The organism is Vibrio sp. PID17_43 (assembly GCF_002608565.1).
GTDB lineage: Bacteria > Pseudomonadota > Gammaproteobacteria > Enterobacterales > Vibrionaceae > Vibrio.
Map to the genome: position 1 here is coordinate 70,143 of NZ_LIXM01000013.1, position 19,732 is coordinate 89,874.

The 19,732-nt window shown below is 44.6% G+C and carries 20 protein-coding genes and 2 pseudogenes; 7 read left to right on the forward strand and 15 right to left on the reverse strand.

Going from position 1 to position 19,732, the window contains the following annotated elements:
- Positions 1 to 89 precede the first annotated feature (89 nt).
- From AK965_RS10895 to AK965_RS10920, 6 genes are read right to left on the reverse strand one after another with little or no spacing between them, the layout of a single operon-like run.
- Positions 90 to 1,238, reverse strand: coding sequence for an AI-2E family transporter (locus tag AK965_RS10895; RefSeq protein ID WP_099079636.1), 1,149 nt, complete (start codon positions 1,236 to 1,238; stop codon positions 90 to 92).
- A complete protein-coding gene (locus tag AK965_RS10900; RefSeq protein WP_099079637.1) occupies positions 1,231 to 1,917 on the reverse strand; it encodes a potassium channel family protein in 687 nt (228 codons plus the stop codon). The genes AK965_RS10895 and AK965_RS10900 overlap by 8 nt, the downstream gene beginning before the upstream one ends.
- 19 nt (positions 1,918 to 1,936) lie before the next feature.
- Positions 1,937 to 2,824, reverse strand: coding sequence for an HlyD family secretion protein (locus tag AK965_RS10905; protein WP_099079638.1), 888 nt, complete (start codon positions 2,822 to 2,824; stop codon positions 1,937 to 1,939).
- A gap of 12 nt (positions 2,825 to 2,836) precedes the next feature.
- Positions 2,837 to 3,040, reverse strand: coding sequence for a DUF1656 domain-containing protein (locus tag AK965_RS10910; protein ID WP_099079639.1), 204 nt, complete (start codon positions 3,038 to 3,040; stop codon positions 2,837 to 2,839).
- Entirely contained in the window at positions 3,040 to 4,689 is a 1,650-nt protein-coding gene (locus AK965_RS10915) for a TolC family protein (RefSeq protein ID WP_099079640.1), read from the reverse strand. The genes AK965_RS10910 and AK965_RS10915 overlap by 1 nt, the downstream gene beginning before the upstream one ends.
- A gap of 13 nt (positions 4,690 to 4,702) precedes the next feature.
- The gene (locus AK965_RS10920) at positions 4,703 to 6,868 is read right to left on the reverse strand and encodes an FUSC family protein (RefSeq protein ID WP_099079641.1); all 2,166 of its coding nucleotides are present in this window, start codon (positions 6,866 to 6,868) and stop codon (positions 4,703 to 4,705) included.
- A gap of 563 nt (positions 6,869 to 7,431) precedes the next feature.
- Between AK965_RS10920 and AK965_RS10925 the strand changes: the two genes are divergently transcribed.
- Positions 7,432 to 7,890: a GNAT family N-acetyltransferase gene (locus tag AK965_RS10925; protein ID WP_099079642.1), complete on the forward strand. Its 459-nt coding sequence runs from the start codon at positions 7,432 to 7,434 to the stop codon at positions 7,888 to 7,890.
- A gap of 141 nt (positions 7,891 to 8,031) precedes the next feature.
- Here AK965_RS10925 and AK965_RS10930 read toward each other — a convergent pair whose 3' ends face one another.
- The 7 genes and pseudogenes from AK965_RS10930 to AK965_RS10955 all read right to left on the reverse strand — a co-directional run bounded on the left by AK965_RS10930 (position 8,032) and on the right by AK965_RS10955 (position 14,150).
- Positions 8,032 to 8,460: a VF530 family DNA-binding protein gene (locus AK965_RS10930; RefSeq protein WP_099079681.1), complete on the reverse strand. Its 429-nt coding sequence runs from the start codon at positions 8,458 to 8,460 to the stop codon at positions 8,032 to 8,034.
- Between the two features lie 177 nt (positions 8,461 to 8,637).
- A complete protein-coding gene (locus tag AK965_RS10935) occupies positions 8,638 to 10,242 on the reverse strand; it encodes an ABC-F family ATPase (RefSeq protein WP_099079643.1) in 1,605 nt (534 codons plus the stop codon).
- A 419-nt stretch (positions 10,243 to 10,661) separates the two neighbouring features.
- The gene (locus AK965_RS10940; RefSeq protein WP_143699943.1) at positions 10,662 to 11,732 is read right to left on the reverse strand and encodes a hypothetical protein; all 1,071 of its coding nucleotides are present in this window, start codon (positions 11,730 to 11,732) and stop codon (positions 10,662 to 10,664) included.
- Positions 11,733 to 12,393: 661 nt separating this feature from the next.
- Complete coding sequence (locus AK965_RS10945; protein ID WP_099079645.1) at positions 12,394 to 12,744, reverse strand: rhodanese-like domain-containing protein; 351 nt, start codon at positions 12,742 to 12,744, stop codon at positions 12,394 to 12,396.
- A 68-nt stretch (positions 12,745 to 12,812) separates the two neighbouring features.
- Positions 12,813 to 12,974 carry a hypothetical protein gene (locus AK965_RS20445; RefSeq protein ID WP_172438127.1) on the reverse strand — a complete coding sequence of 54 codons (162 nt, stop codon included), beginning with the start codon at positions 12,972 to 12,974 and terminating at the stop codon, positions 12,813 to 12,815.
- A gap of 130 nt (positions 12,975 to 13,104) precedes the next feature.
- Positions 13,105 to 13,332 (reverse strand): annotated as a pseudogene (locus AK965_RS10950) (PTS fructose transporter subunit IIB); the annotation flags it as partial.
- Positions 13,333 to 13,670: 338 nt separating this feature from the next.
- Positions 13,671 to 14,150 (reverse strand): peptide-methionine (S)-S-oxide reductase, encoded by a 480-nt coding sequence (locus tag AK965_RS10955; protein ID WP_099079646.1) that lies wholly within the window; start codon positions 14,148 to 14,150, stop codon positions 13,671 to 13,673.
- Positions 14,151 to 14,343: 193 nt separating this feature from the next.
- Here AK965_RS10955 and AK965_RS10960 point away from each other — a divergent pair, with 193 nt between their 5' ends.
- The 3 genes and pseudogenes from AK965_RS10960 to sodC all read left to right on the forward strand — a co-directional run bounded on the left by AK965_RS10960 (position 14,344) and on the right by sodC (position 15,578).
- The gene (locus AK965_RS10960; RefSeq protein ID WP_099079647.1) at positions 14,344 to 14,724 is read left to right on the forward strand and encodes a VOC family protein; all 381 of its coding nucleotides are present in this window, start codon (positions 14,344 to 14,346) and stop codon (positions 14,722 to 14,724) included.
- A pseudogene (locus AK965_RS20940) lies at positions 14,720 to 14,907 on the forward strand (DeoR family transcriptional regulator); the annotation flags it as partial. The gene AK965_RS10960 and the pseudogene AK965_RS20940, both read left to right, overlap by 5 nt.
- Before the next feature lie 158 nt (positions 14,908 to 15,065).
- Complete coding sequence (sodC, locus tag AK965_RS10970; protein ID WP_099079648.1) at positions 15,066 to 15,578, forward strand: superoxide dismutase family protein; 513 nt, start codon at positions 15,066 to 15,068, stop codon at positions 15,576 to 15,578.
- A gap of 90 nt (positions 15,579 to 15,668) precedes the next feature.
- On the opposite strand, the gene AK965_RS10975 is transcribed toward sodC, so the two are convergent.
- Together AK965_RS10975 and AK965_RS10980 are read right to left on the reverse strand one after the other, a co-directional pair.
- A complete protein-coding gene (locus AK965_RS10975) occupies positions 15,669 to 16,322 on the reverse strand; it encodes a nicotinamidase (RefSeq protein ID WP_099079649.1) in 654 nt (217 codons plus the stop codon).
- A 31-nt stretch (positions 16,323 to 16,353) separates the two neighbouring features.
- Positions 16,354 to 17,079, reverse strand: coding sequence for an NUDIX domain-containing protein (locus AK965_RS10980; protein ID WP_099079650.1), 726 nt, complete (start codon positions 17,077 to 17,079; stop codon positions 16,354 to 16,356).
- Positions 17,080 to 17,469: 390 nt separating this feature from the next.
- On the opposite strand from AK965_RS10980, the gene pncB reads away from it, so the two are divergent.
- The 3 genes from pncB (at position 17,470) to AK965_RS10995 (ending at position 19,615) form a co-directional block, all read left to right on the forward strand.
- On the forward strand, positions 17,470 to 18,780 hold the full coding sequence (gene pncB / locus AK965_RS10985) for a nicotinate phosphoribosyltransferase (RefSeq protein WP_099079651.1): 1,311 nt from the start codon (positions 17,470 to 17,472) through the stop codon (positions 18,778 to 18,780).
- Between the two features lie 123 nt (positions 18,781 to 18,903).
- Positions 18,904 to 19,263: an acyl-CoA synthetase gene (locus AK965_RS10990; protein WP_099079652.1), complete on the forward strand. Its 360-nt coding sequence runs from the start codon at positions 18,904 to 18,906 to the stop codon at positions 19,261 to 19,263.
- A 4-nt stretch (positions 19,264 to 19,267) separates the two neighbouring features.
- The gene (locus AK965_RS10995) at positions 19,268 to 19,615 is read left to right on the forward strand and encodes a GlpM family protein (protein WP_099079682.1); all 348 of its coding nucleotides are present in this window, start codon (positions 19,268 to 19,270) and stop codon (positions 19,613 to 19,615) included.
- Positions 19,616 to 19,732: the final 117 nt, after the last annotated feature.

Consider the following 19,732-nt stretch of genomic DNA (forward strand, 5'->3'; position numbering starts at 1 on the left):
TCATTTTAATCTTATTTGACCAGGCAAAACGGTAAACTAAATAGCGCAAACCGCTGGTTCACAGCGGTTTGTTGCAAATTGCTTAATGATTAAATACCGGCACCGTGACCAGAATCAGCTTCTTCTGATGGTTTTTCTTTGGGTTTGCTCTGACCCTCTTGCTGTTGTGCTTTTTCAATGTCTAGCCACCAGACAAATAGTTCATACCAGATCGCGAGAATAACAGCGCCTAAGAACAATCCGACAATACCATAGATCAACATACCACCGATTGCACCGAGCAAAATCACGGGCATTGGCACGTCGACGCCACGTCCCATCAGCATAGGTTTGAACAGATTTTCGGACAGTGCCGCCACTACAACCCATACGGTGAACAGCGTTGCTGTGGTCGTGTCGTTGGTCATGTACATATAGCCAATGACAGGAAGGAGTGGCAGTAGTGCTGGGATCTGAGCAATACAAAGAATCATCAAGATCAACGTGAGTAGGCCAGCTGCTGGTACGTCGAAGAAGAAAAAACCTGCACCAATTAACAGTGCTTGAATTGCTGCCACTCCGACAACGCCGAGTAATACGCTTTTTATGGTGGCAGCGATAAGCGTGGTCCAACTTTTGGCATTCTCACCAGCGGTACGCACTGCGATGGTTTTTAGCCCAGAAGCAAGAGGCTCAGAATACGCCATAAAACCGGCAGCAATCGCAAGGGACAAAATAGAAAGTAACAAACTGCCCAGAGCGCTCCCTACCATGCCCAGAAGTGACGTTAAACCTGATTTGATCTGCGGCATAAACGTTTGGATGGCTTTTTCTAGGTTGGTGGCGAACAAGCTCCATACGTCATAAAGCTTGTCACCGATTAGCGGCCATTCCGCCACGGAAGGTTTCGGTCCCGGAATGTTAATTTCGCCATTTTGCAGCACGTCGAGTGTGTGAGTGGCGCCATCGACAATAGAACCCGACACCATCACCAAAGGAGTAACCAAAAGGGCGATACCGAGCAGCGCAATCGTGGTGGCAGCCAGTCCTCGCTTTCCGCCATAGACACGTTCAAGTTTTTGGGTAATGGGCATCAATGCGACTGCGATGATAGCCCCCCAAATGACGGGTAAGATGAAGGGTTTAATAATGTCATAGGTAAACATCAGTAAGATCAATATCAAACCAATGCGTATTGCGGATTCCACCATGTTGCTGATGAAAACCTTACTTTCATTTTTTTCCGATTGTTTATCCATTTTTGCTTACCTGCTGTTCGATGTTGGAACTGACGAGACTTGAAACAACAATCGCCATATAAAATACGCCTACAATCGCCTCTAGATAGACGATGACTTGCGCTAGAGGTGTAGTAGGACTGATATCGCCATAACCAAGCGTGGTTAGAGTGACGAAACTAAAATATGCTGCGTTGGAGAAGTTCTGCCCCCAGGAGATGGCTTCCATTCCTGTAAAAGAGTTAGGGGAGAACTCAAGTAAAATGAGGTAGGCAATTGCCCACATCAAGCCAAGAAGCAAAAATAGAGCAACAGAACCAATCACTTTGTTGGTGTTGATATGTCCGGTGAAGAGAATCTGCCTTGCGATGGACTTGAATGTGCCAAAGAAGAACGCAAAAGTGAGAGCGAGCATTATTACATCCATCTCTTTTATGCCTAAAAGCACTTGTATGATGATGACAACTACCCAAGTGCCGAGCAAACTATAAAGAAAACGCGACCAGTTTTTATCGAAGCGCAAACTGGCCATACAGACAATGAAGGTTAAAATGGTAAATCCTTGAAGTAGATATTCCATCGTTCCTTCGCCGACAACTTGGACAAATGCACCGCCAATTAACAGCGCTATGAGCGCTAAGGTCAGGTAGAAGAAGTTGTTTTCTTCGTTGATATTTTTGAGTTTTTTGCCAATAGCCATGGTTATTCCTGTTCAATCCTTATTCTTGCTCTTGTGATGACTCTTTCATCACCATGATAGACGCAGAAAGCCCGAATCGAAGATCAATGTCTTCAGGAAGTTCTCGTAGCGAAATTCGTACGGGAATACGTTGTGCCAAACGAATCCATTGGAATACCGGGTTCACGTTTGGCAAAAGGTTGTATCCGACGGTGCCATCTTTGGGGGCAATCCCCCACCCAATAGACTCCACCGTGGCGTCAATCGGGGTATCTGGATGTGACATTAGAGTGACGCGCGCGTCGTTACCAGGCTGTATTTGAGCGAGTTGATTTTCGCGAAAGAAACCAAATACCCAGAAGCTATTTTTATCAACAAGGGCGACGAGCGGTTGGTTTGCGACCGCTTGAGTGCCGTCACGAATGTCGAGATTTGAAATGAAACCATCTACGGATGCGTAGACCTTGGTGTAGTTTAGATTGAGACGTGCAGCCTTCAGTTTCTCCTCGGCCAATTCAATTTGTAATAACGATTCTTGATAAGCAATTTCACGGCGAATCAGATCCTTATGAGAAACGGCACCATGATCTTTGGCTCGAATGTCCTTCAAACGGTCGTACTCGATCTTTTTCCCGCGAGAGCTAACAATCGATTTTTCTAACGACACATTGGCTTGGGACAGGGCGACTTCATAGGTCGTGGGATCGATTTCGAACAGCAAATCTCCCTTTTGTACAGATTGGTTATCTTGTACAGCAACCTGAATGATAGGGCCAGATACACGTGGCGCGATCTTGATGACATTAGCGCGCACTTGCCCATCTCGCGTCCACGGGTTATTAAAATACTCTTCGAATTTTTGATAGCCGAACCATGCCGCGCCACCAAGAATGACCAAATTGAGTGCAATAACGAGTAGTTTTTTCATCTTGCTGGGCACCTAAAACTGTATATATAAATGGTCGATGGCCACCACGTACAACACCATGATGGCAATAAATGTCAGGGACGGAAACGCAATGAAGCGAGACAGACGTGTTTTGTTTAAAATGATCACCGTTATCCATGTTGCAGTAACCGCTAAAAATAGGACCAATAACAAAGGAGAGAAATACACGTCACCCCAAGAGAGTTCATGTGGCATTATGGCTCCTCCCTATGTTGTTGGGAGCTATCCGTTTTCGCTTTGTCTGATGGTGTATCGAGAAGAAGCGGCGGAAGGAGGCGTTCTTCTTCGTCTAGCAAGTCATCCCAATCGCTGCGGTCTTGCATTTGCCTCGCGACGGCTTCTGATAAGAAAGGTTTGCCAGTTTCTGTTTCCCAGCCACCACCTAGCGCTTTGTAAAGCGCGATCACTTGGTTGGCCACATTACCTTTGATGGTTGCGTAACTGTCTTCTGCTCGCGTCATGCTTTCTAAGGACTTAAGTAAGCGCTCAAAGGAGATTTGGCCGTTTTCATACAGCATCATGGAGATATTAAATGCGCGAATTGAGGCGTTTACCGATTGCAGGCGCAATGATTTTTGCTCGAGATACAAATCGTATGCTTCTAGCGCATTAGTCACTTCATTAACGGCTTGTAGGACTTTCTTGTTGTAGTTGGTGAGGGTTTCTTGAAAGCGTGCATCTTCAAAACGAATGTTATTTTTCACCCGACCATATTGGAATATATTCCAACTGAAACTTGGGCCAACCACCATAGTCAGTGAGTCACTGAAGCTAAAGCTGTTTCCATCAGGGACCGTACTATCAATTCCAATGGATCCAAATAGCGAAAAGCTGGGATATAGTGCTGATTCAGCAACGCCAATTTTCGCACTTTGAGCGCGAGCTTGCATTTCAGATACTTGTAGATCTGGGCGGCGCATAACCAAGTTGGCATTAACTTTGCCATCTAAATACGGTGGGCGAGGTACAATCGAGTAGGCATTATTATCGGATTGCGCAGGCTTTCTTCCTGATGATTTAAATTGTTTTTCGTATTCCGCCATGCGTTGGTTAAAGTTATCCGACGTCAGTAACGCCTCGACCTCTTCTGGCAATACACCGAGTAATAATGCTAATGCGGTACGGGCTTGCTTCATGGCGATTTCCAAAGCCGGTTGCGCCGCTTTGGTGTTGTACAGCTGGTTTTTTGCTTGTTGAACGTCAAGTTCGGTAACGTTGCCGGAATCAAACTGTATTTGAGTAATACGGGTTACCCGCTCTTGAATCTCAATGTTGCGGCGAGAAAGTAGAATACGCTCTTGGTACGTACGATAGTTGATGTAATTTCTCGCAACTTCAGCCGTGATGGTTATCATGATGTCTTGGTAGGAAGCGATAGATGCATAGTAGCCTGCTTCAGCGGATTCAATCCCACGTGCATACTTTCCCCAAACGTCTATTTCCCACCCAGCATCGAACGAAAAAGCGGCATTGTTTACCCCTTGGTCGTTGATGTATGCCCGAGCTAAGTTCCCGGAAATTGTCTGCACCTGTGGGTATTGCAACCCGGTTGAAATGCCTAAAAGTGAACGAGCTTGTACGATACGTAGCCCGGCAGCTTCTAGGTCGAGGTTTTGTTGATTCGCTATCTCTACTAACTGATTGAGTGTCGGATCATTAAACTGTTGCCACCATTGTTGTAGCTCTCGCTCTGACGGTTGAGTGCTTTGAATGGAGGTTTTTAGTGACCAATTATTAGGCAGAGTGGGTTGTTTGGGGGGGACGTAATCCGGCCCTACTGTGGTACACGCACTGAGCCCAAGTAAAGTGAGTATCGCGAGGGTTGGTTTAGTTATTACTGGCATCAAATCCTCACTGTTAGAACCGTTTTTGACGTAAGTTCACCCAATCAATGCCCTCATAGGTTTGTTTGCACTGTGTCATTGCTTCGAATACGTTCCGTTTTAGATTCAGTAAGATATAAAAACCGGCTATCTCTGAATAAGCGTAGTCAGATAAATCCAACTCACTAAAGAAATCTTCCAGTTTATTTTCAAAGGATTGGTAAGCTTCACTGTATTGTTCAAACACAGAATCGAGTTCAGTGGTTGTCTTGGGGCTCGCAAGCGCGTTTGCCATCAAAGGTAATATGGTATCTCGGTGTTGATTACGTAATTGTTTGATGAGTCGGTTACTTGTTAGCTTCTGTTCTGCCGCAACCAGAATGTTGATGTGGTTGCTCAATGCATCACACGATTTACTGAAAGCACCAATCGCTTCTGGTGGTGTTTTATTGAATAACTTGTGGTTTATTTTAGATCCCCACGCTTTGAGCTTTTTTGAAGACACATTGAGCGTTATCAGATGCAGTGCTCGTTTGCTTTCTTTATAGGTCGATTCAGATTGCTCGTGATAACAGATAAACAACTCCCTCACGTGCCGGAAATAGCGTTCCTTTAAGGTTAAGAATAGATGCTCTGGACGAGAGTTAAACGGGAAGTAGTGAGCGAAAATGATCATGAACACCACCATATAGAACAAGGTCATAATCGTCATTAAAATACCGAAGTGATAGGTCATGTTGTTATCGAGTCCGAGTACAAACAGACCAATCATATAGAAGATGGTGACGGGACCTTTAAATAGGTAGAAGCCGACAAAGGTGTAGAGGAAGATGAACACCCCTAATTCTGCTCCCAGCTCTAATCCCGGTAAAATGAAGACATACGAAGGCACCGCAAATAGGAAGCCAAACGTAAATAATATCAATAGTACCACTGGGTGAACGGGTACGAATGACAGCAGCGACATAAAAATGGTGGAGAAGGTGACAAATGAGTAGCCACCGGGAGGATTGAAATAGATCCAAATGAGACCAGCAATCCAATAGGTGGTCAATGTTTTGACCGCAGTTTTAAAGTTTTCTGCGTCCCACCAAAGAAATTTGCTTTTTTGTTTTGGCAGCGCTTGTTGGAACGAGATGCTGTTGGTAACAGAATCAATACAACTGATGCTTTCCGCTAATCGTGACAAGCTTTGGTGCATCAGATTAATTAAATGGCCAAGTGTTAGGGCTGACCCTTTTTCTAGGTGCGACGCTCTTGCTAGTGCTTCTTCGTTGTAATCGACGTTAAAGGCTTGTGTTCGATAAGCCGGTCCATCGTTGTCCCACATTTCTTGGCATCGTTTAAACAGAGCTTGAATTTCTTCGATGCCGTCATCGAAGTTATTGATAAAATGTCGGTCTTGTTGATGGCTGAAGTGGCGGTGTGCGGCAACGCTCAGTTCTTGAGTGATTTGTTTATTGAAATGAACGGCGAGTTGCCACTCTTTAATATAAGCCGAGACATCACTGCATTCAGCACTGACGGTTGCAAACCGCAATTCCAGTGCATTTTGTGCAGTGAACACTTGGTCTAGAAGCGCTTCGATGGTGGGCTTGGGCTCTTGATCTTTTTCGTTTTGATTCCGTTCTGAAGAGGCTGATTCTTTATCTCCGTCAACACTGTGCAGAATCGCTGAAAATAGGGCATGTTGAGCGTGGTTGAGTTGCTCCATCATCTGGCGTAGATTCTGTTCAGTCTTGATTGGCCATAAGAAGGTTCCGACTAAGGTGTACATCACAACGCCAAATATCGTCATGTAGGCACGATCAACCCCGTAAAGGAACGCGCCTTCAGCGTCCCCGCCATTAGACATCATTAGTGTCATCACACCGGTCAGCATGAGCAACGTAGGGTCTTTCTGGTACGCATTGCGGAAATAGAAAATAAAGGAGACCACGACAGAAACGCTGAGCATGTACATCAGGCGCTCTTGGGCAAACATGCCTACTAACAGCAAACCGATGACAGCGCCGACTAAAGTCCCGATCACACGCAGTGTCCCTTTTGCCAGAGATTCTCTGCGACTGCCGGTACAAGCTATCAGCATCACGGTGGTGGCGGCAGTAGAGGCTTGCGGCCAACCCAGGGCAAACGGGATCAAATAAGCCAGAGTCAGGCTAAGCGCTACTTTTGTGGCGAATTTGCTTTTATCGTTCATCGTGTCAAAGTTAGCTCTGGGGTATGGTTGTAGTAGATGAATGTAAACAATCAATAATCAGGATTTCGTTCTGAAAAAATCATTGAGGCGGATATTGCGATTGAAAAGAGTTGGCTTGTAAGTCCTTTGCCCAAACCAAATCGAGTAAATGCGCCCAATTATTCACTCTATCCTCGTTACTTATGGCGTGGGGGATAAATGACAAAAACGCTAAACTAGAAAACCTCGTTACGGATTCAGTTTTACAGAAATTACCAATCTAAATTTCTCATCAATATAAGTCGCCAGTTTGTTCGGTATGGTTCACGTCCAAAGTGTTGTGAAAACAAGTGCCTAACAAAAGCATAGATGATGGGAGAGAAGTTGAGAGGAAAGTTTTATTTTTTATTGGTTTGCGGCCGTCTGTCATAACAAGCGCTGTTTATCACGGTGGCCATGTTGGACTTCAGCACATCATGCGACAAGTGATCTAATTAGGGCTTAGTAATAGGTTGTTTCAGCTTAGGTTATGGAATAAATTCAGTGCAGTTGAATGATTAATAAGCGCAACCTAAGGAGGCTATGTGAAGATTGAAGTCGACAATTTAGAAAGATCAGAAGTTATCGCGCTGCTAGAAGAACATTTGCAAGATATGTATGCCACCTCGCCACCAGAAAGTGTGCACGCGTTAGATTTGGACAAACTCAAAACGGCAGAAGTCACGTTTTGGACCGGATGGAAAGATGAAGAGTTACTTGGTTGTGTGGCGATTAAAAAGCTGGACGAACAACATGCTGAACTTAAATCCATGCGTACCACGCCTGCGGCGAGAAACCAAGGCGTGGGGTCCCAGTTGCTGATTCACGTTATCGAGCAAGCAAAGCTAAAAGGAGTAACACGCCTGAGTTTAGAAACCGGTTCGATGGCATTTTTCAGGCCAGCTCGTACCTTGTATGAAAAACATGGCTTTATTTACTGTGAGCCGTTTGCGGATTATGAATTCGACCCCAATAGCCAATTTATGACGTTAGAGTTGAGCTAAGGTAGTACTGATGTATGTAATGCACCATTTGTGATGCTGAAAAAAAGCCAAACAGCAATGTTTGACTTTCTAATTCAATCAATTAAATCACTCTCGAGAGCACGTTATCAGAGATTTTTTCTGTAAGAATGACTAAAAAAACTATCGGCGACGATGAAAATGGGCGCGTTCAGCACGCTGCTTTGACGCACGTTCTTTATGTGCTGAAGCCGCCTTGGCCTGCGAAGCTAAAATCGATTCTACCGTTAGTTCCATTGGCTCACGTGGCTCTAAACCATGTGGGAAAGTACGAGCACGCGGTGGAAGGTTGTATTCATACTCTGATGCTTTAGGCATGCGTTTAAAGCGGTATAGATAAAAGTTCTCTACACGCTCGCGAGCCCACTCAGTTTTCTTCAGATATTTGACGCTACTAGTAATACTTGGGTTGGTATTGAAACAGTTCATACGCATTGCTGTATCAAGAATTTCCCAGCCATAATGGTCAACCAGTTGCTTCAACATATCTTCTAATTTAAGACCGTGCAGTGGGTTATTCTGCTGTAATTCGATACGTTCTTCTTCAGTCATAAACTCATGGTTCATGAGCAGCTCCTCAGTTTTATCAGTGGTGCTCTTCGGCTTACCACCATACCTTTCTAAGGTATAGATTAATTCATTACGGCGAATAGCCAGCATCTATTTTATGCAATTCGACGTTTAATTCCCGTCTGGTTATTCGCTGTTCTTTGGCGTCGTTGCGTTTCATTACGCAGCGTTAAGCACCTTTTGCTGATGGGCCATGTACTCATCGAACGTACCTTGGAAGCTCACCAATTTTTTATCTTTCACATCAATAACCGAAGTGGCAAGTGATGAGACAAACTCGCGGTCATGGCTGACAAAGATCAACGTGCCTGTATAAGTTTTTAATGCACTGTTTAGTGCTTCGATTGCTTCCATATCCATGTGGTTGGTTGGCTCATCCATTACCAGTACATTGATATCCTGCATCATCAGCTTACCAAATAGTAAGCGGTTCTTCTCACCACCAGAGCAGTTTCTGGCTTTTTTATTGGCATCATCTGCGGTGAACAATAAGCGACCTAAAATACCACGCACCATTAAATCATTGTGCTTCACCGTTCGCCATTGGGAGATCCACTCAAAAATCGTCAGGTCATTATCAAAGTCTGCGCTGCTATCTTGCGGGCAGTAGCCAATTGATGCGTTCTCAGACCATTTCACCACGCCTTGGGTTTGCTCTAATTCGTTGACGAGGCAGCGTAGTAAGGTCGTTTTACCGACACCGTTTTCACCGATAATCGCCAGGCGCGTACCTGCTTCCAGCAGTAAATTACCTTTTTCAAACAGCAGTTCGTCGCCAAAGGCATGACCAAGATCTTGCAGCTCAAGCGCTAAGCGATGCAGTTTTTTACCTTCACCAAAATCAATGGATGGGCTGACTCGACTGCTTGATTTCACTTCGTCCAGTTGGATTTTATCCATTCTTTTTGCTCGAGAACTGGCTTGCTTTGCTTTTGAAGCGTTTGCGCCAAATCGGTTTACGAACTCTTGCAGTTCATTAATTTCTGCTGTTTTCTTTGCGTTAGAAGCAAGGAGTTGTTCACGACGTAAGCCTGACGCTTCAAGGAAGTACTCATAGTTTCCTGGATAAATGCGCAGCTCGCCATAATCGATATCCGCCATGTGAGTACATACCGAGTTTAGGAAGTGGCGATCGTGTGAGATGATGATCATCGTGCACTTTCGCTGGTTTAACTCTTCTGCCAACCAGTTGATGGTATGAATGTCCAAGTTGTTGGTTGGTTCGTCAAGCAGCAAAATGTCTGGGTTTGCAAACAGTGCCTGTGCCAATAACACACGCAGTTTCCAACCAGGTGCAACTTGCTGCATCAGGCCAAAATGCAACTCTTCTTCAATACCCGCTTGCAGCAAAATATCACCGGCGCGGCTCTCTGCGGTGTAGCCATCCATTTCGGCAAATTCGCTTTCAAGCTCTGCTACTTTCATGCCGTCTTCTTCGCTCATCTCTGGTAATGAATAGATGCGGTCACGCTCCTGCTTCACTTCCCATAGTTTACGATCACCCATGATCACGGCGTCAATCACACTGTACTGTTCAAAGGCAAACTGATCTTGGCTCAATACGCCGAGCTTTAATCCCGGGGTAATAGAAACGTTACCTGAACTTGGTGTTAATGCTCCGCTTAGGATTTTCATGAATGTTGATTTACCACAGCCATTCGCGCCGATAAGGCCGTAGCGATTGCCGTTACCGAACTTGGCTGAAATATTTTCAAACAGTGGCTCAGCGCCAAATTGCATGGTGATGTTATTTGTACCTATCATAGCAGTGCCCTCGAAGTAAATTTCTTTTAATAACAAGATCTTAATTCACTTTCGAGATACTGTTAAAAAAGGTCATATTGAATGTGGCCGCCATTCTAGCTCATTCATTCATAAGGTGATATAGCTCACGTTAATATCGTAGGGATTTTTACAACAAAAAGGGAGGAAATGGTTGAGCTTTATAGGCGCTAGGCGGCAAAAATAGCCCTTTATCTACGAAAATTCAGCCAAAGCGTTCAATCTAAACATTGGTGGTGAAATATCGTTCAATGCTGCAAGCTTGCTGCCTATCAGATGGTGAGTGAACATGTCTCTAAGACGAGTTAACACAAGAATTGTAGGCATCGCTATGTTTTAACTGTGGCACAAGTGAATTATGCCTCGCTGCCCTGCGATGACGAAACCATGACAGTGAGACGTTATGGTAAAAGCGTTAGGCTAAATCCTTTCGATACGCTTTGAGCTTGTAGGTAATCGATAGTACTTTGTGAAAGCGTGGCCGAGGAAACGTCGACCTCTTCAAGCTTGTTTAAGTTGTCGATATGAAGAACGTTTAGGCTAAGCGGACCGATAGTTAGGTTGGTAAGTTCGACATTGCTACTGAGATCGATATCGGTCACATTTTCGGTCCATATGACCAAGCGCTCAAGCTTAGTTAAGTTGGCAATATCGATGGAGGTTAATGCTTCACCATACACCCCGAGAGATTTCAGCTCGGAATTGCCACTTAAATCGATGGTGTCGGTCAGCGGTGTTAAGGTGAAGGCTCGCGCATTTGGGAAATGACTTAATTCCACATCAATATCGGTATTAAACAAATCTAAAGTATCCAGTTTATTTAATGGCACGGTTTGGAGATCGTTTAACGGTATTGAATCTGCAGATAAATCGAATAGGTTTGGTGTTAATGATAGGTCAAGCGTTCGGATCAGAGTCATATCAATGTCGAGATGAGTCATTGCACTATGATCATCACCCCATGTGATACTACTCAGCTTATTGTTTGCTAATGTTAGCCGCTCTAGATTTGGTGAGCTTGATATATCGATCGTTTGCAATGCGTTTTCTGTCAGTGTTAGGAACTGCAACTGATTTGAGTGTGGCAGCGTGACACTGTAGATTTCATTTTGCTGTGCATCAACGTACCACAACTCAGAGTTTTTACTTAGATCAAGCTGTTGTAAGTTATTGTTAATAAGATCGAGAGAGCTGAGTTCTGTGAGTTGCTCAATGCCATCAATAGTATTGATACCAAGTTCTGAACAGTTAAGTGTGTAGATCTCCTCGGCGTAGGTGAGATCCCGATTCTCGGCTTCCGCCATTACGCATTTATGCAGGTTTTGGTCGGCAAACTCGAGTGAGTTTATGAGTGTTTTGTCGGTCTCATTTCCGTTATTTCCGCCTGTGTTGCTGCTGCTTGAGCTGGATCCTCCACCACATCCTGTGAGGGTGAGTGAGGCTAGGAGTAAGCTGGTCATTTTTATTTTCATTTTTAGTCCTTTATCTAACCGATTGCTGTGCGTTTGCAGGTGTGATTTTGATGAAATGTATCGCTTGATAAAAGCAGAAGGCAATACGAATATTGTAAGGGTGCCAGTATAACCAGTTGTAATATCAGTGTTTTCACTGTATTTGGTTGATCGTATTGACGTGAGAATGTGGTTTAGAGGGATGTGGATATGAGGTGAGCCGCAAATATACAACTTTTGTTTAGTCTTATTGCATTTTTCCGATCTTAACGATGTATCTGGTTTTTAGATGGTAAGTAACGGTATCCAGTAAGAAGGTTAGCTGATAATCCAATCACTCATCGTGATGGTGATATAGAGACTGAATATGAGTAATAACCAACAAGCCGAATTATCCTCTACCCAATAAGCGCTGGAAGAGTTGCGCGAGCGCTTACGCCAAAACCACAGGTCATGCAAAGCTCATCAAAGAAAGCGGATTCCACTTCGCTCATGTCTGGAGTGATGAAAGCCGTGGGGATGTTTGAAAAAAGCTGAGAATTTCTCTCTTTTAAAACTCAAACTGTTCAGGGTTTGTTGATACTTTTTAAGAGAAGAGCACGCAGGTGGTTTGGTATCAATACACAGGCATAAAAAGCACACATTGTAGTGTGCTATTTTTTGTTCAATGAGAGCAATTGCGCTATTTTGCTTCTTGCATTTCAGCGAAGCCACCAGCGTTATGAAGATTGCTGAAACCTCGTGACTTTAGGTGTTGATATGCTTTGCCTGAGCGAGCACCACTTCGGCAGTAAAGCACGATCTGCGTGTCTTTATCGACATTAGCAAAGTGTTTGTCCAACTCCGAAAGTGGGTAATTTACTGCGTTGTCCAGGTGCCCATCGGAAAACTCTTGTGGGGTTCGCACATCGACAATCATCGCACCTTGTTCTATCAGTTGCCAGCCTTGCTCTGCGCGTTCAGAGGCCAGTGCTGTAGTAGGCGGAAATAATGCGGTGCAGAGAATGGATAAAGCGAGAGGGAGGAGCCTCATTAAGTAATCCTTGAGTTAATGGGGAATGCTTATCTTCTATATCATATAGAGGCGAATTTAGTGACTGACTATTTTTCTTGAAAGTGTGAGTTGTCGGTCGATTCTTGCGGCGGGGCGTTTTCACGCTTCTGCTTTTCGTGCATTGCTTCGATAAGTTGGCGATCTAACTCAGCGAAGAATCGGTCTTCCTCAGCTTTGCCACGCAAACGGAGTTTTTCTGTAAAGTCCATGACCTGCTCCCCTTATACAGCATATTTTAAGTATAGACCTGTATCAGGTGACCGGAGACTTGTGACGGGGAACCGCATGATTAAATAGAGCCCTTTAGGGGAAATGGCTCTTAGGAGAGATGCTTAAGGTTTAAGCTTCAATAAGAGTCGCTGCGTTACGCATCGCTTCTTTGGTTGAACACTCAATAACGTTCGCGTTTGCTACATTTAGGTCAGTGATGCGGTTCTGGATACCGTTTTCACCTTGTGTTTCGACTTTGATTTTCAGACTTGCAGCTGCACCTGCTTTTCCTAATGCTCTCGTTGTCATAAATGTGTGTGCTACGCCAGATGGACAACATGTTACGGCATCGATGTCGGTTAAAAAAGCCTCTTTGCTGCTGATTCGGTTATTTTCTAATAGCATTTGTGCCTGCTGTTGAAAGACTTATTTTTTATTATTTGCTTAAAGGTTGCCTTTAATTAAATTGACGTTTGTTAGTTCTGTAATCATTTTTGACTCATAGGTACTGAAGTATTGAGGTAAATGTAATTAATGTTGCGGTTTTCATTTGGTTAATGATTGATGGATTGCGCAAGCCGACGAGTGATCTCGGACAGTTCCTCCCCTTGATACACATTGGCTAATTTAAGCTCCGAATTTGAAGCCAAGGGGAGATTAGGAGGGGTTGTCACGCTGTAGATTGAGCTGATCCATTAAGACTGATTCTTGTACTTATGCAGCAAATCTAACGGGATATGACAGTAGTCATTTGGGAAGCGCGTAAGTCGGTTTTGGTGCTCATCATCACTTGGCAAGTAATTCGTGAGTGGCAGTACTTCTACAGCGATCTTATTGGTATCTGGTCTTGCTGCGATAAATGCTTTCGCGATGGTTAGGTGTTGTTCATTTTGGCTATAAACACCAGTGCGGTATTTCTCACCTACGTCTTCACCTTGCTTGTTAATGCTGTAAGGATCGATGATCTCAAACAGATATCCCATTAAGGTTTCTACTGAAACTTGCTCAGGATCGAACTGCGTTCTTACGCACTCTGCGTAGCCATCGTATTCGGATTGGGTATTATCCGTTGTTCCGTTTGCGCGTCCAGCTTCGGTGCTGATTACGCCCGGCAGGTGGCGCATAAATTCTTGAACGCCCCAAAGGCAGCCGCCTGCGAAGTAAATTTCTTCCATCATTCTGTCCTGAAAAACTTTGCGCCATTATGGGCATCACTTTCGCTCAAACACAACTCCAACCATAGCGTTAATAACCTATCGAATGAGCAGCTCAGACATAAAATAGGAACCACTCGTTGTGATTTGCTCTCTTTTTTGTGCTGCCTTTCCTCGTTAGATTGAGCGCAGTTAAGAGCTAAGGGGAATCCTAATGAAAATTGAACCTATCGCTATTTGGACAGAACGTTTGGAAGAGCTAACAGCTTTCTATGAGAAATACTTTAATGCGGTTTCTAACGATAAAAATCACTACCCAAACAAGCAGTTTTCGTCTTGCCTTCTTTCGTTTGAAAGTGGCGTACGATTGGAGTTGATGTCGATGGAAGGTGTGACCGCCTGTGAGAAACTTCAGGTGATGCAGGTCACAGGGTTAGCGCACTTTGCTTTTGCATTAGGTTCAGAACAGGCTGTGGATCAATTAACCAAAACCTTGGTGGGTGATGGCTATCAATGGATCGACGATCCGAGACAAACAGGCGATGGTTACTACGAAAGCGGCGTATTAGATCCGGATGGTAACCGTCTGAGTTAACGGTATAACGAGTATCAGGCAAGATTTGAACTTCCTTGAGCAGCAAGGCTACCCAAAGCGCATACATGGCGCGACCATCGCCTTGCAAAGTGATGATAACGATACGCGACTTGAAGTGCGTTTCGACATCAAGCAAGCCTTAGCCAGCAAGCTGCGGATTTGGAGTCACCAAACGAAACATTGGGCGACATTTCGTCTGAACTTTCGGAGAGGTAGGTCTAAACTTGAAGCAATTTGCCGCAATTCATGGCGAATATAGCGTGTTGGAGCCCACACAGCACTCCTTACGTGTCACTTATCGTTTGGTACCAATAATTACAACGGAATAGGACGTTCAAGATATGAGAACAAACACTTTACTTGCGGCATTTATGTTTCTCTCGACCTCTGTATTGGCGGAGCCTCTCTCTGTGGAAATGACCGATCTAGGTTCGGGGAAATCGGCTGGTATGGTCACGATCAGTTCGAGTGAATACGGCACGGTATTTACCCCCGATTTAAAAGGTTTGCCTGCCGGTGTGCACGGTTTTCATTTGCATGCGACCGGTTCATGTGAAAGCAGCACCAAAGATGGCAAAACCGTATTGGGTGGTGGTGCTGGTGGTCACTATGATCCAGAAGAAACAGGCAAGCATGGGTTCCCGTGGACGAATGGTAACCATCTAGGTGACTTACCAGCGTTATATGTTAATGCCGATGGTGTGGCGGATCAGCCAGTATTGGCGCCTCGTGTAAAACAGGCGGATGTCAAAGGGCGAGCCTTAATGATTCATGCGGGTGGTGATAATCACTCTGATCATCCGGCTAAACTTGGCGGTGGTGGAGCACGCATTGTATGTGGTGTGATTCAGTGATTTCTCGCTGAGCTTTCCTTAAATATAAAAACGGTCCAGATAAGTTGGACCGTTTTTTAATCGCCACAGGGCAAATTGCAGCAAGGAGAACTACGCAAGTTTTTCCACAAGGATTTCGTCAGCGTTGTCGACGAATATCGTCCCTTTTTCTTTCAACTCAGCAATGACCGAATCTACTGTGTCTGGCAGTACTGCACGAGTTGACGCTAGATTGACAATCACGCTAAAGCCTAAGTTGAGCGCTTGAATAACCGATGTCTTGACACAGAAGTCTAACGCCAAGCCGCCGACTACGAGCGTGTCGATGTTGTGAAACTTAAGGTACTCATTCGCTCCGGTCGTTTTGGTGTCGGCCGCATCATGGAAGAAAATCCCGTAAGGGTGTGCGTCTGGCTCCATGCCTTTGTTCACTTGGAAATCGTATTCAAGCACGGGTGGTAAACCATCAAGCAGTTCTACACCTGTTGTGCCAAGCACACAGTGGCGGTTCCACTTAATGTCCACGTTTGGTAGGCCTACAGGCTCAAGCATATTGGCTGGCGTTTCTGCATCCCACGCTGCTTTGGGCGGGTGTAAGTCTCGGCTGACTAATTTTAAGCGCCCCTTCGTGTGGTTCTTTTGCAGTTCTGGAACGATTTCTAATGCGCCTGTTACTGGCAGTTCGTCAGGGCAAAGTTCGGTGAACCCTTTCTCAGGATCCACGTCGATCACAGCGGTGGTTTGGTAGTTTACTCGAACTGTCATGGCAGACTCCTTGTCTGGCTCTATGTTTGCGTTAGCCACGCAAGCAGTTTTGGAAAAAAGTCACTTCGTCGCTTGCAAGGGTGTACACCATGGCAGGCTTACCGCCTTTACCTTTGTTGGTGGACGCGACTTTGTTGGTTGGTTTGAGTACGCCAGAGTCAACCAAGCGGCGTTTGATCGTCATTCGACTGATATCAATACCAAACTCTTGGTAAGCGGCAATGATATCGGCGACCAAAAACTCTTTGTCGAGTGCAAACAATAAGACAGAGGTGTACTCGATAGAGGCCCGTAACTTCTGCCATGCTTTCTCAATCATGTTCTGGTGGTCAAATGCAAGGCTTTCCTCTCCATCGAGAATTGCTCGTAGTGAAAACCACTTGAGGTGACATTCTGCTACGCCAGCGTTGCTGATCTGTTCGATATTATTGCCGTCGACTAGCGCATAGTGGGTGATATTCAAACTCCAGTCTTCTGGATCGCGTTTTGGGTCCCCGTCAATGAAGGCTTCGCTGAAGTGACGTGGATAGGTGTGAATTTTCTCGCGGCAGATACGACGGCGAGCCGCTTCGAAGTTTTCATCTGCTGGGCGGCCACCTGCTTGGGTCATATCTTTATCAAAAACGAATCCACCAGGCAAAGCCCATACGCCATGGTAAGGGCGATCAGGGTTCGAACGCTTGATAAGCAATACTTCCAGTCCTTTATCAGCGCGGCCTGATAACCTAAATGGAATGATATCGACGGTGACTATCATGATGGTGTCCTGAGATTGATTTGTGAGTAATCTAGCGCATAACAAGCAGTCGATCAATGGGTAAGTAACTTATTGTTAGAAACGTTTTTTGCAAGCATTTATTATCATTATCAAACATAACGATATTTGAATGGTTAAGTTATCCACAGTAACTGAAGGATGGTTGCGCATAAAAAAACCATAAAAATAAGTGGTTAGTAACAAAGGTTGACAAACCTTAAGTGGGTGTTTATTGTTTACGCAATTCAGTTAGTAACAATAAGTTATATACCTAAGTGTGCCTTGTTGAGAACGTTTTTAGAACTTAATTGGGAAAACAATAAGATACGGCTTGCACCATGCTGATGGTACTTGGGTATAAACGAAAAAGGGCGTGTAGAAGGGCTCAGAATGACCACCAATTTATTTTCGTCTCGTATCATTCAAAGTGCGTTAGATTTCGACGTATACAAAGTGAATATGATGAGCGCCGTAGCGGTGTTATATCCAGATGCGATGGTGTCCTACAAGTTCATTGTGCGCAGTAATGAGGAGCTATCTGAATTATTGCCAGAAGTAAAAGCGGAAGTACTTAAGCTGCAAGACGTCTGCTTTACCAGCGAAGAAATTCAGTACATGAAGCGCGTCGCGCCTTACCTTTCTCCAGAATTTCTCGATGGTCTGCATGCATTTCGTTTTAATCCTCAGCGTGATGTTGCTTTCAATATCAAGAGCATGGCCGATGGCTCAAGCCAATTACGTATCACCATCAATGGTCTATGGAGAGAAACCATTCTCTACGAAACGATCATCATGAGTATTGTTTCTGAAGTGCGCAGCCGTGTACGTTGGTCAGACATTCCAGTCGAGCAGTTCCAAGCCGTTCTTGCAGAGAAAGTTAGTCATCTCAAAACTGAACTGAAACGTCGTAATATCACTAATTTCAAATTTGCGGATATGTCGACGCGTCGTCGCTTTTCATTTCAAGCTCAGCGTTTGATGTTAGCGTACTTGAGCAAAGAGTTGCCTAATTGCCTAACTGGAACCAGTAATTACCACTTGGCTAAAGAGCTCGATCTCACGCCGATTGGCACGGTGGCACACGAATGGTTCATGGGACACCAAGCGTTAGTGAATGTACGTGACTCTCAGAAAGTGGCGTTGCAACGCTGGCAAGAGATGTTTAAGGGCGCGTTAGGTATTGCTCTTACTGATACCATTGGTATTAATGCCTTTTTGAAGGACTTCGATGAAGAACTGAGTAAGGCTTACGTTGGTGTACGCCATGACAGTGGTTGTCCGTACACGTGGGGTGAGAAGATGATTGAGCACTACCAGTCTCTTGGTATCGACCCGATGACCAAAACTTTAGTGTTTACGGATGGCCTTAACTTCGAACAAGCCCTCGATATCTGCGAGTACTTTCAAGACCGTGTGCAAGTAAGCTTCGGTATTGGTACATCGCTTGCCAATGACATGGGTGATTATGTGAATGCCCAGAGAATTCCCTACAAACCGCTGTCGATCGTGATCAAAATGGTGTCATGCAATGGTTCTCCTGTGGCGAAGATCAGTGATGAGCCAGAAAAAGCGATGTGTGAAGACATCTTCTTTTTAATGAACCTAAAGCGTCGTTTTGATCTGTCACTTGACCTTGATGAGTGCCGAACTTTACTTGACCGGCTTGAAAAAGAAGGTGATAACTATCTGATTGATGCATAGATAAAAAGTTTCTAATTCAGTTCGAATTTAATCATCACCCTCTATGGTTTCGATAAATTTATATCGGCAACCTTAGAGGGTAATTTGGTTATAGTACAAACAAAGACGAATCAGGAAAGAATGATGAACTTGGTTGTACACTTGCAGAAAAAAACGATAAGAAAACACGGTTACGAACTGGCAACGCGTCAAGCGTGGAAGTGTGGTATCAAAGCGAATCTTGTCAAACGTGTTGTGGGTATCTTCAAGGGGCAAATCGTTTGTGTGGTTGAAGGTTGCCGAGCAGAGTTGTCTACCCCGCTTAATAATCCTTTGCACGATGATGATAATCAGGGACGCTATGTGTTTGTCGGTGGCATCTTTTGGGAACCCAATAGAATCATCGCGCCAGGCTTTCCTGACTTTATGTTTATGCATCTGCGTAATTTGAGCCACCGTCATAAGTACCTAACAGACGATGAGCTGTTTTTAAGTTTGGCGTAAAATGATGACCAGTTTATTTCTTAAATCTTTGCTAGGCGCAGCGGCAGTAATGCTGATTGCGCTGCTTTCAAAATCAAAAAGCTTCTATATCGCGGGCTTGATTCCGCTTTTCCCTACGTTTGCTTTAATTGCACATTTTATTGTAGGGACAGAGCGTGACATGGAAGCGCTACGCGAAACGGCACTGTTTGGGATCTATTCATTGATTCCATATAGTGCTTATTTGATTTCGGTGTTCTACTTTAGCTATCGCTTGAGCTTAGTTGGTACGTTAACCTCGGCCACTTTAGTTTGGGTTTTGTGTGCATCGATGTTGTTGGCGTTTTGGACTCGTTGGATGGTGCCTGCGTAGTTAGCATTATTCATTAGTGGATGACTTTCCTCTTAGTACAGCTATTGAACTCAGTGATACGAAGGCAGATAGGCTGACAGTCTTCGTATCAACTTCTGACCAATTTTTTATAACATG

Excerpts from the sequence above, each read along its gene's own strand:
- AK965_RS10915 (WP_099079640.1), bottom strand. The coding sequence starts at position 4,689 with ATGCCAGTAATAACTAAACCAACCCTCGCGATACTCACTTTACTTGGG.
- AK965_RS10920 (WP_099079641.1), bottom strand. The coding sequence starts at position 6,868 with ATGAACGATAAAAGCAAATTCGCCACAAAAGTAGCGCTTAGCCTGACT.
- AK965_RS10990 (WP_099079652.1), top strand. The coding sequence starts at position 18,904 with ATGAACTTGGTTGTACACTTGCAGAAAAAAACGATAAGAAAACACGGT.
- AK965_RS10945 (WP_099079645.1), bottom strand. The coding sequence starts at position 12,744 with ATGAGGCTCCTCCCTCTCGCTTTATCCATTCTCTGCACCGCATTATTT.
- AK965_RS10960 (WP_099079647.1), top strand. The coding sequence starts at position 14,344 with ATGAAAATTGAACCTATCGCTATTTGGACAGAACGTTTGGAAGAGCTA.
- AK965_RS10930 (WP_099079681.1), bottom strand. The coding sequence starts at position 8,460 with ATGACTGAAGAAGAACGTATCGAATTACAGCAGAATAACCCACTGCAC.
- AK965_RS10895 (WP_099079636.1), bottom strand. The coding sequence starts at position 1,238 with ATGGATAAACAATCGGAAAAAAATGAAAGTAAGGTTTTCATCAGCAAC.
- AK965_RS10940 (WP_143699943.1), bottom strand. The coding sequence starts at position 11,732 with ATGAAAATAAAAATGACCAGCTTACTCCTAGCCTCACTCACCCTCACA.
- AK965_RS10935 (WP_099079643.1), bottom strand. The coding sequence starts at position 10,242 with ATGATAGGTACAAATAACATCACCATGCAATTTGGCGCTGAGCCACTG.
- AK965_RS10975 (WP_099079649.1), bottom strand. The coding sequence starts at position 16,322 with ATGACAGTTCGAGTAAACTACCAAACCACCGCTGTGATCGACGTGGAT.
- AK965_RS10905 (WP_099079638.1), bottom strand. The coding sequence starts at position 2,824 with ATGAAAAAACTACTCGTTATTGCACTCAATTTGGTCATTCTTGGTGGC.
- AK965_RS20445 (WP_172438127.1), bottom strand. The coding sequence starts at position 12,974 with ATGGACTTTACAGAAAAACTCCGTTTGCGTGGCAAAGCTGAGGAAGAC.
- AK965_RS10955 (WP_099079646.1), bottom strand. The coding sequence starts at position 14,150 with ATGGAAGAAATTTACTTCGCAGGCGGCTGCCTTTGGGGCGTTCAAGAA.
- pncB (WP_099079651.1), top strand. The coding sequence starts at position 17,470 with ATGACCACCAATTTATTTTCGTCTCGTATCATTCAAAGTGCGTTAGAT.
- AK965_RS10910 (WP_099079639.1), bottom strand. The coding sequence starts at position 3,040 with ATGCCACATGAACTCTCTTGGGGTGACGTGTATTTCTCTCCTTTGTTA.
- AK965_RS10995 (WP_099079682.1), top strand. The coding sequence starts at position 19,268 with ATGACCAGTTTATTTCTTAAATCTTTGCTAGGCGCAGCGGCAGTAATG.
- AK965_RS10900 (WP_099079637.1), bottom strand. The coding sequence starts at position 1,917 with ATGGCTATTGGCAAAAAACTCAAAAATATCAACGAAGAAAACAACTTC.
- sodC (WP_099079648.1), top strand. The coding sequence starts at position 15,066 with ATGAGAACAAACACTTTACTTGCGGCATTTATGTTTCTCTCGACCTCT.
- AK965_RS10980 (WP_099079650.1), bottom strand. The coding sequence starts at position 17,079 with ATGATAGTCACCGTCGATATCATTCCATTTAGGTTATCAGGCCGCGCT.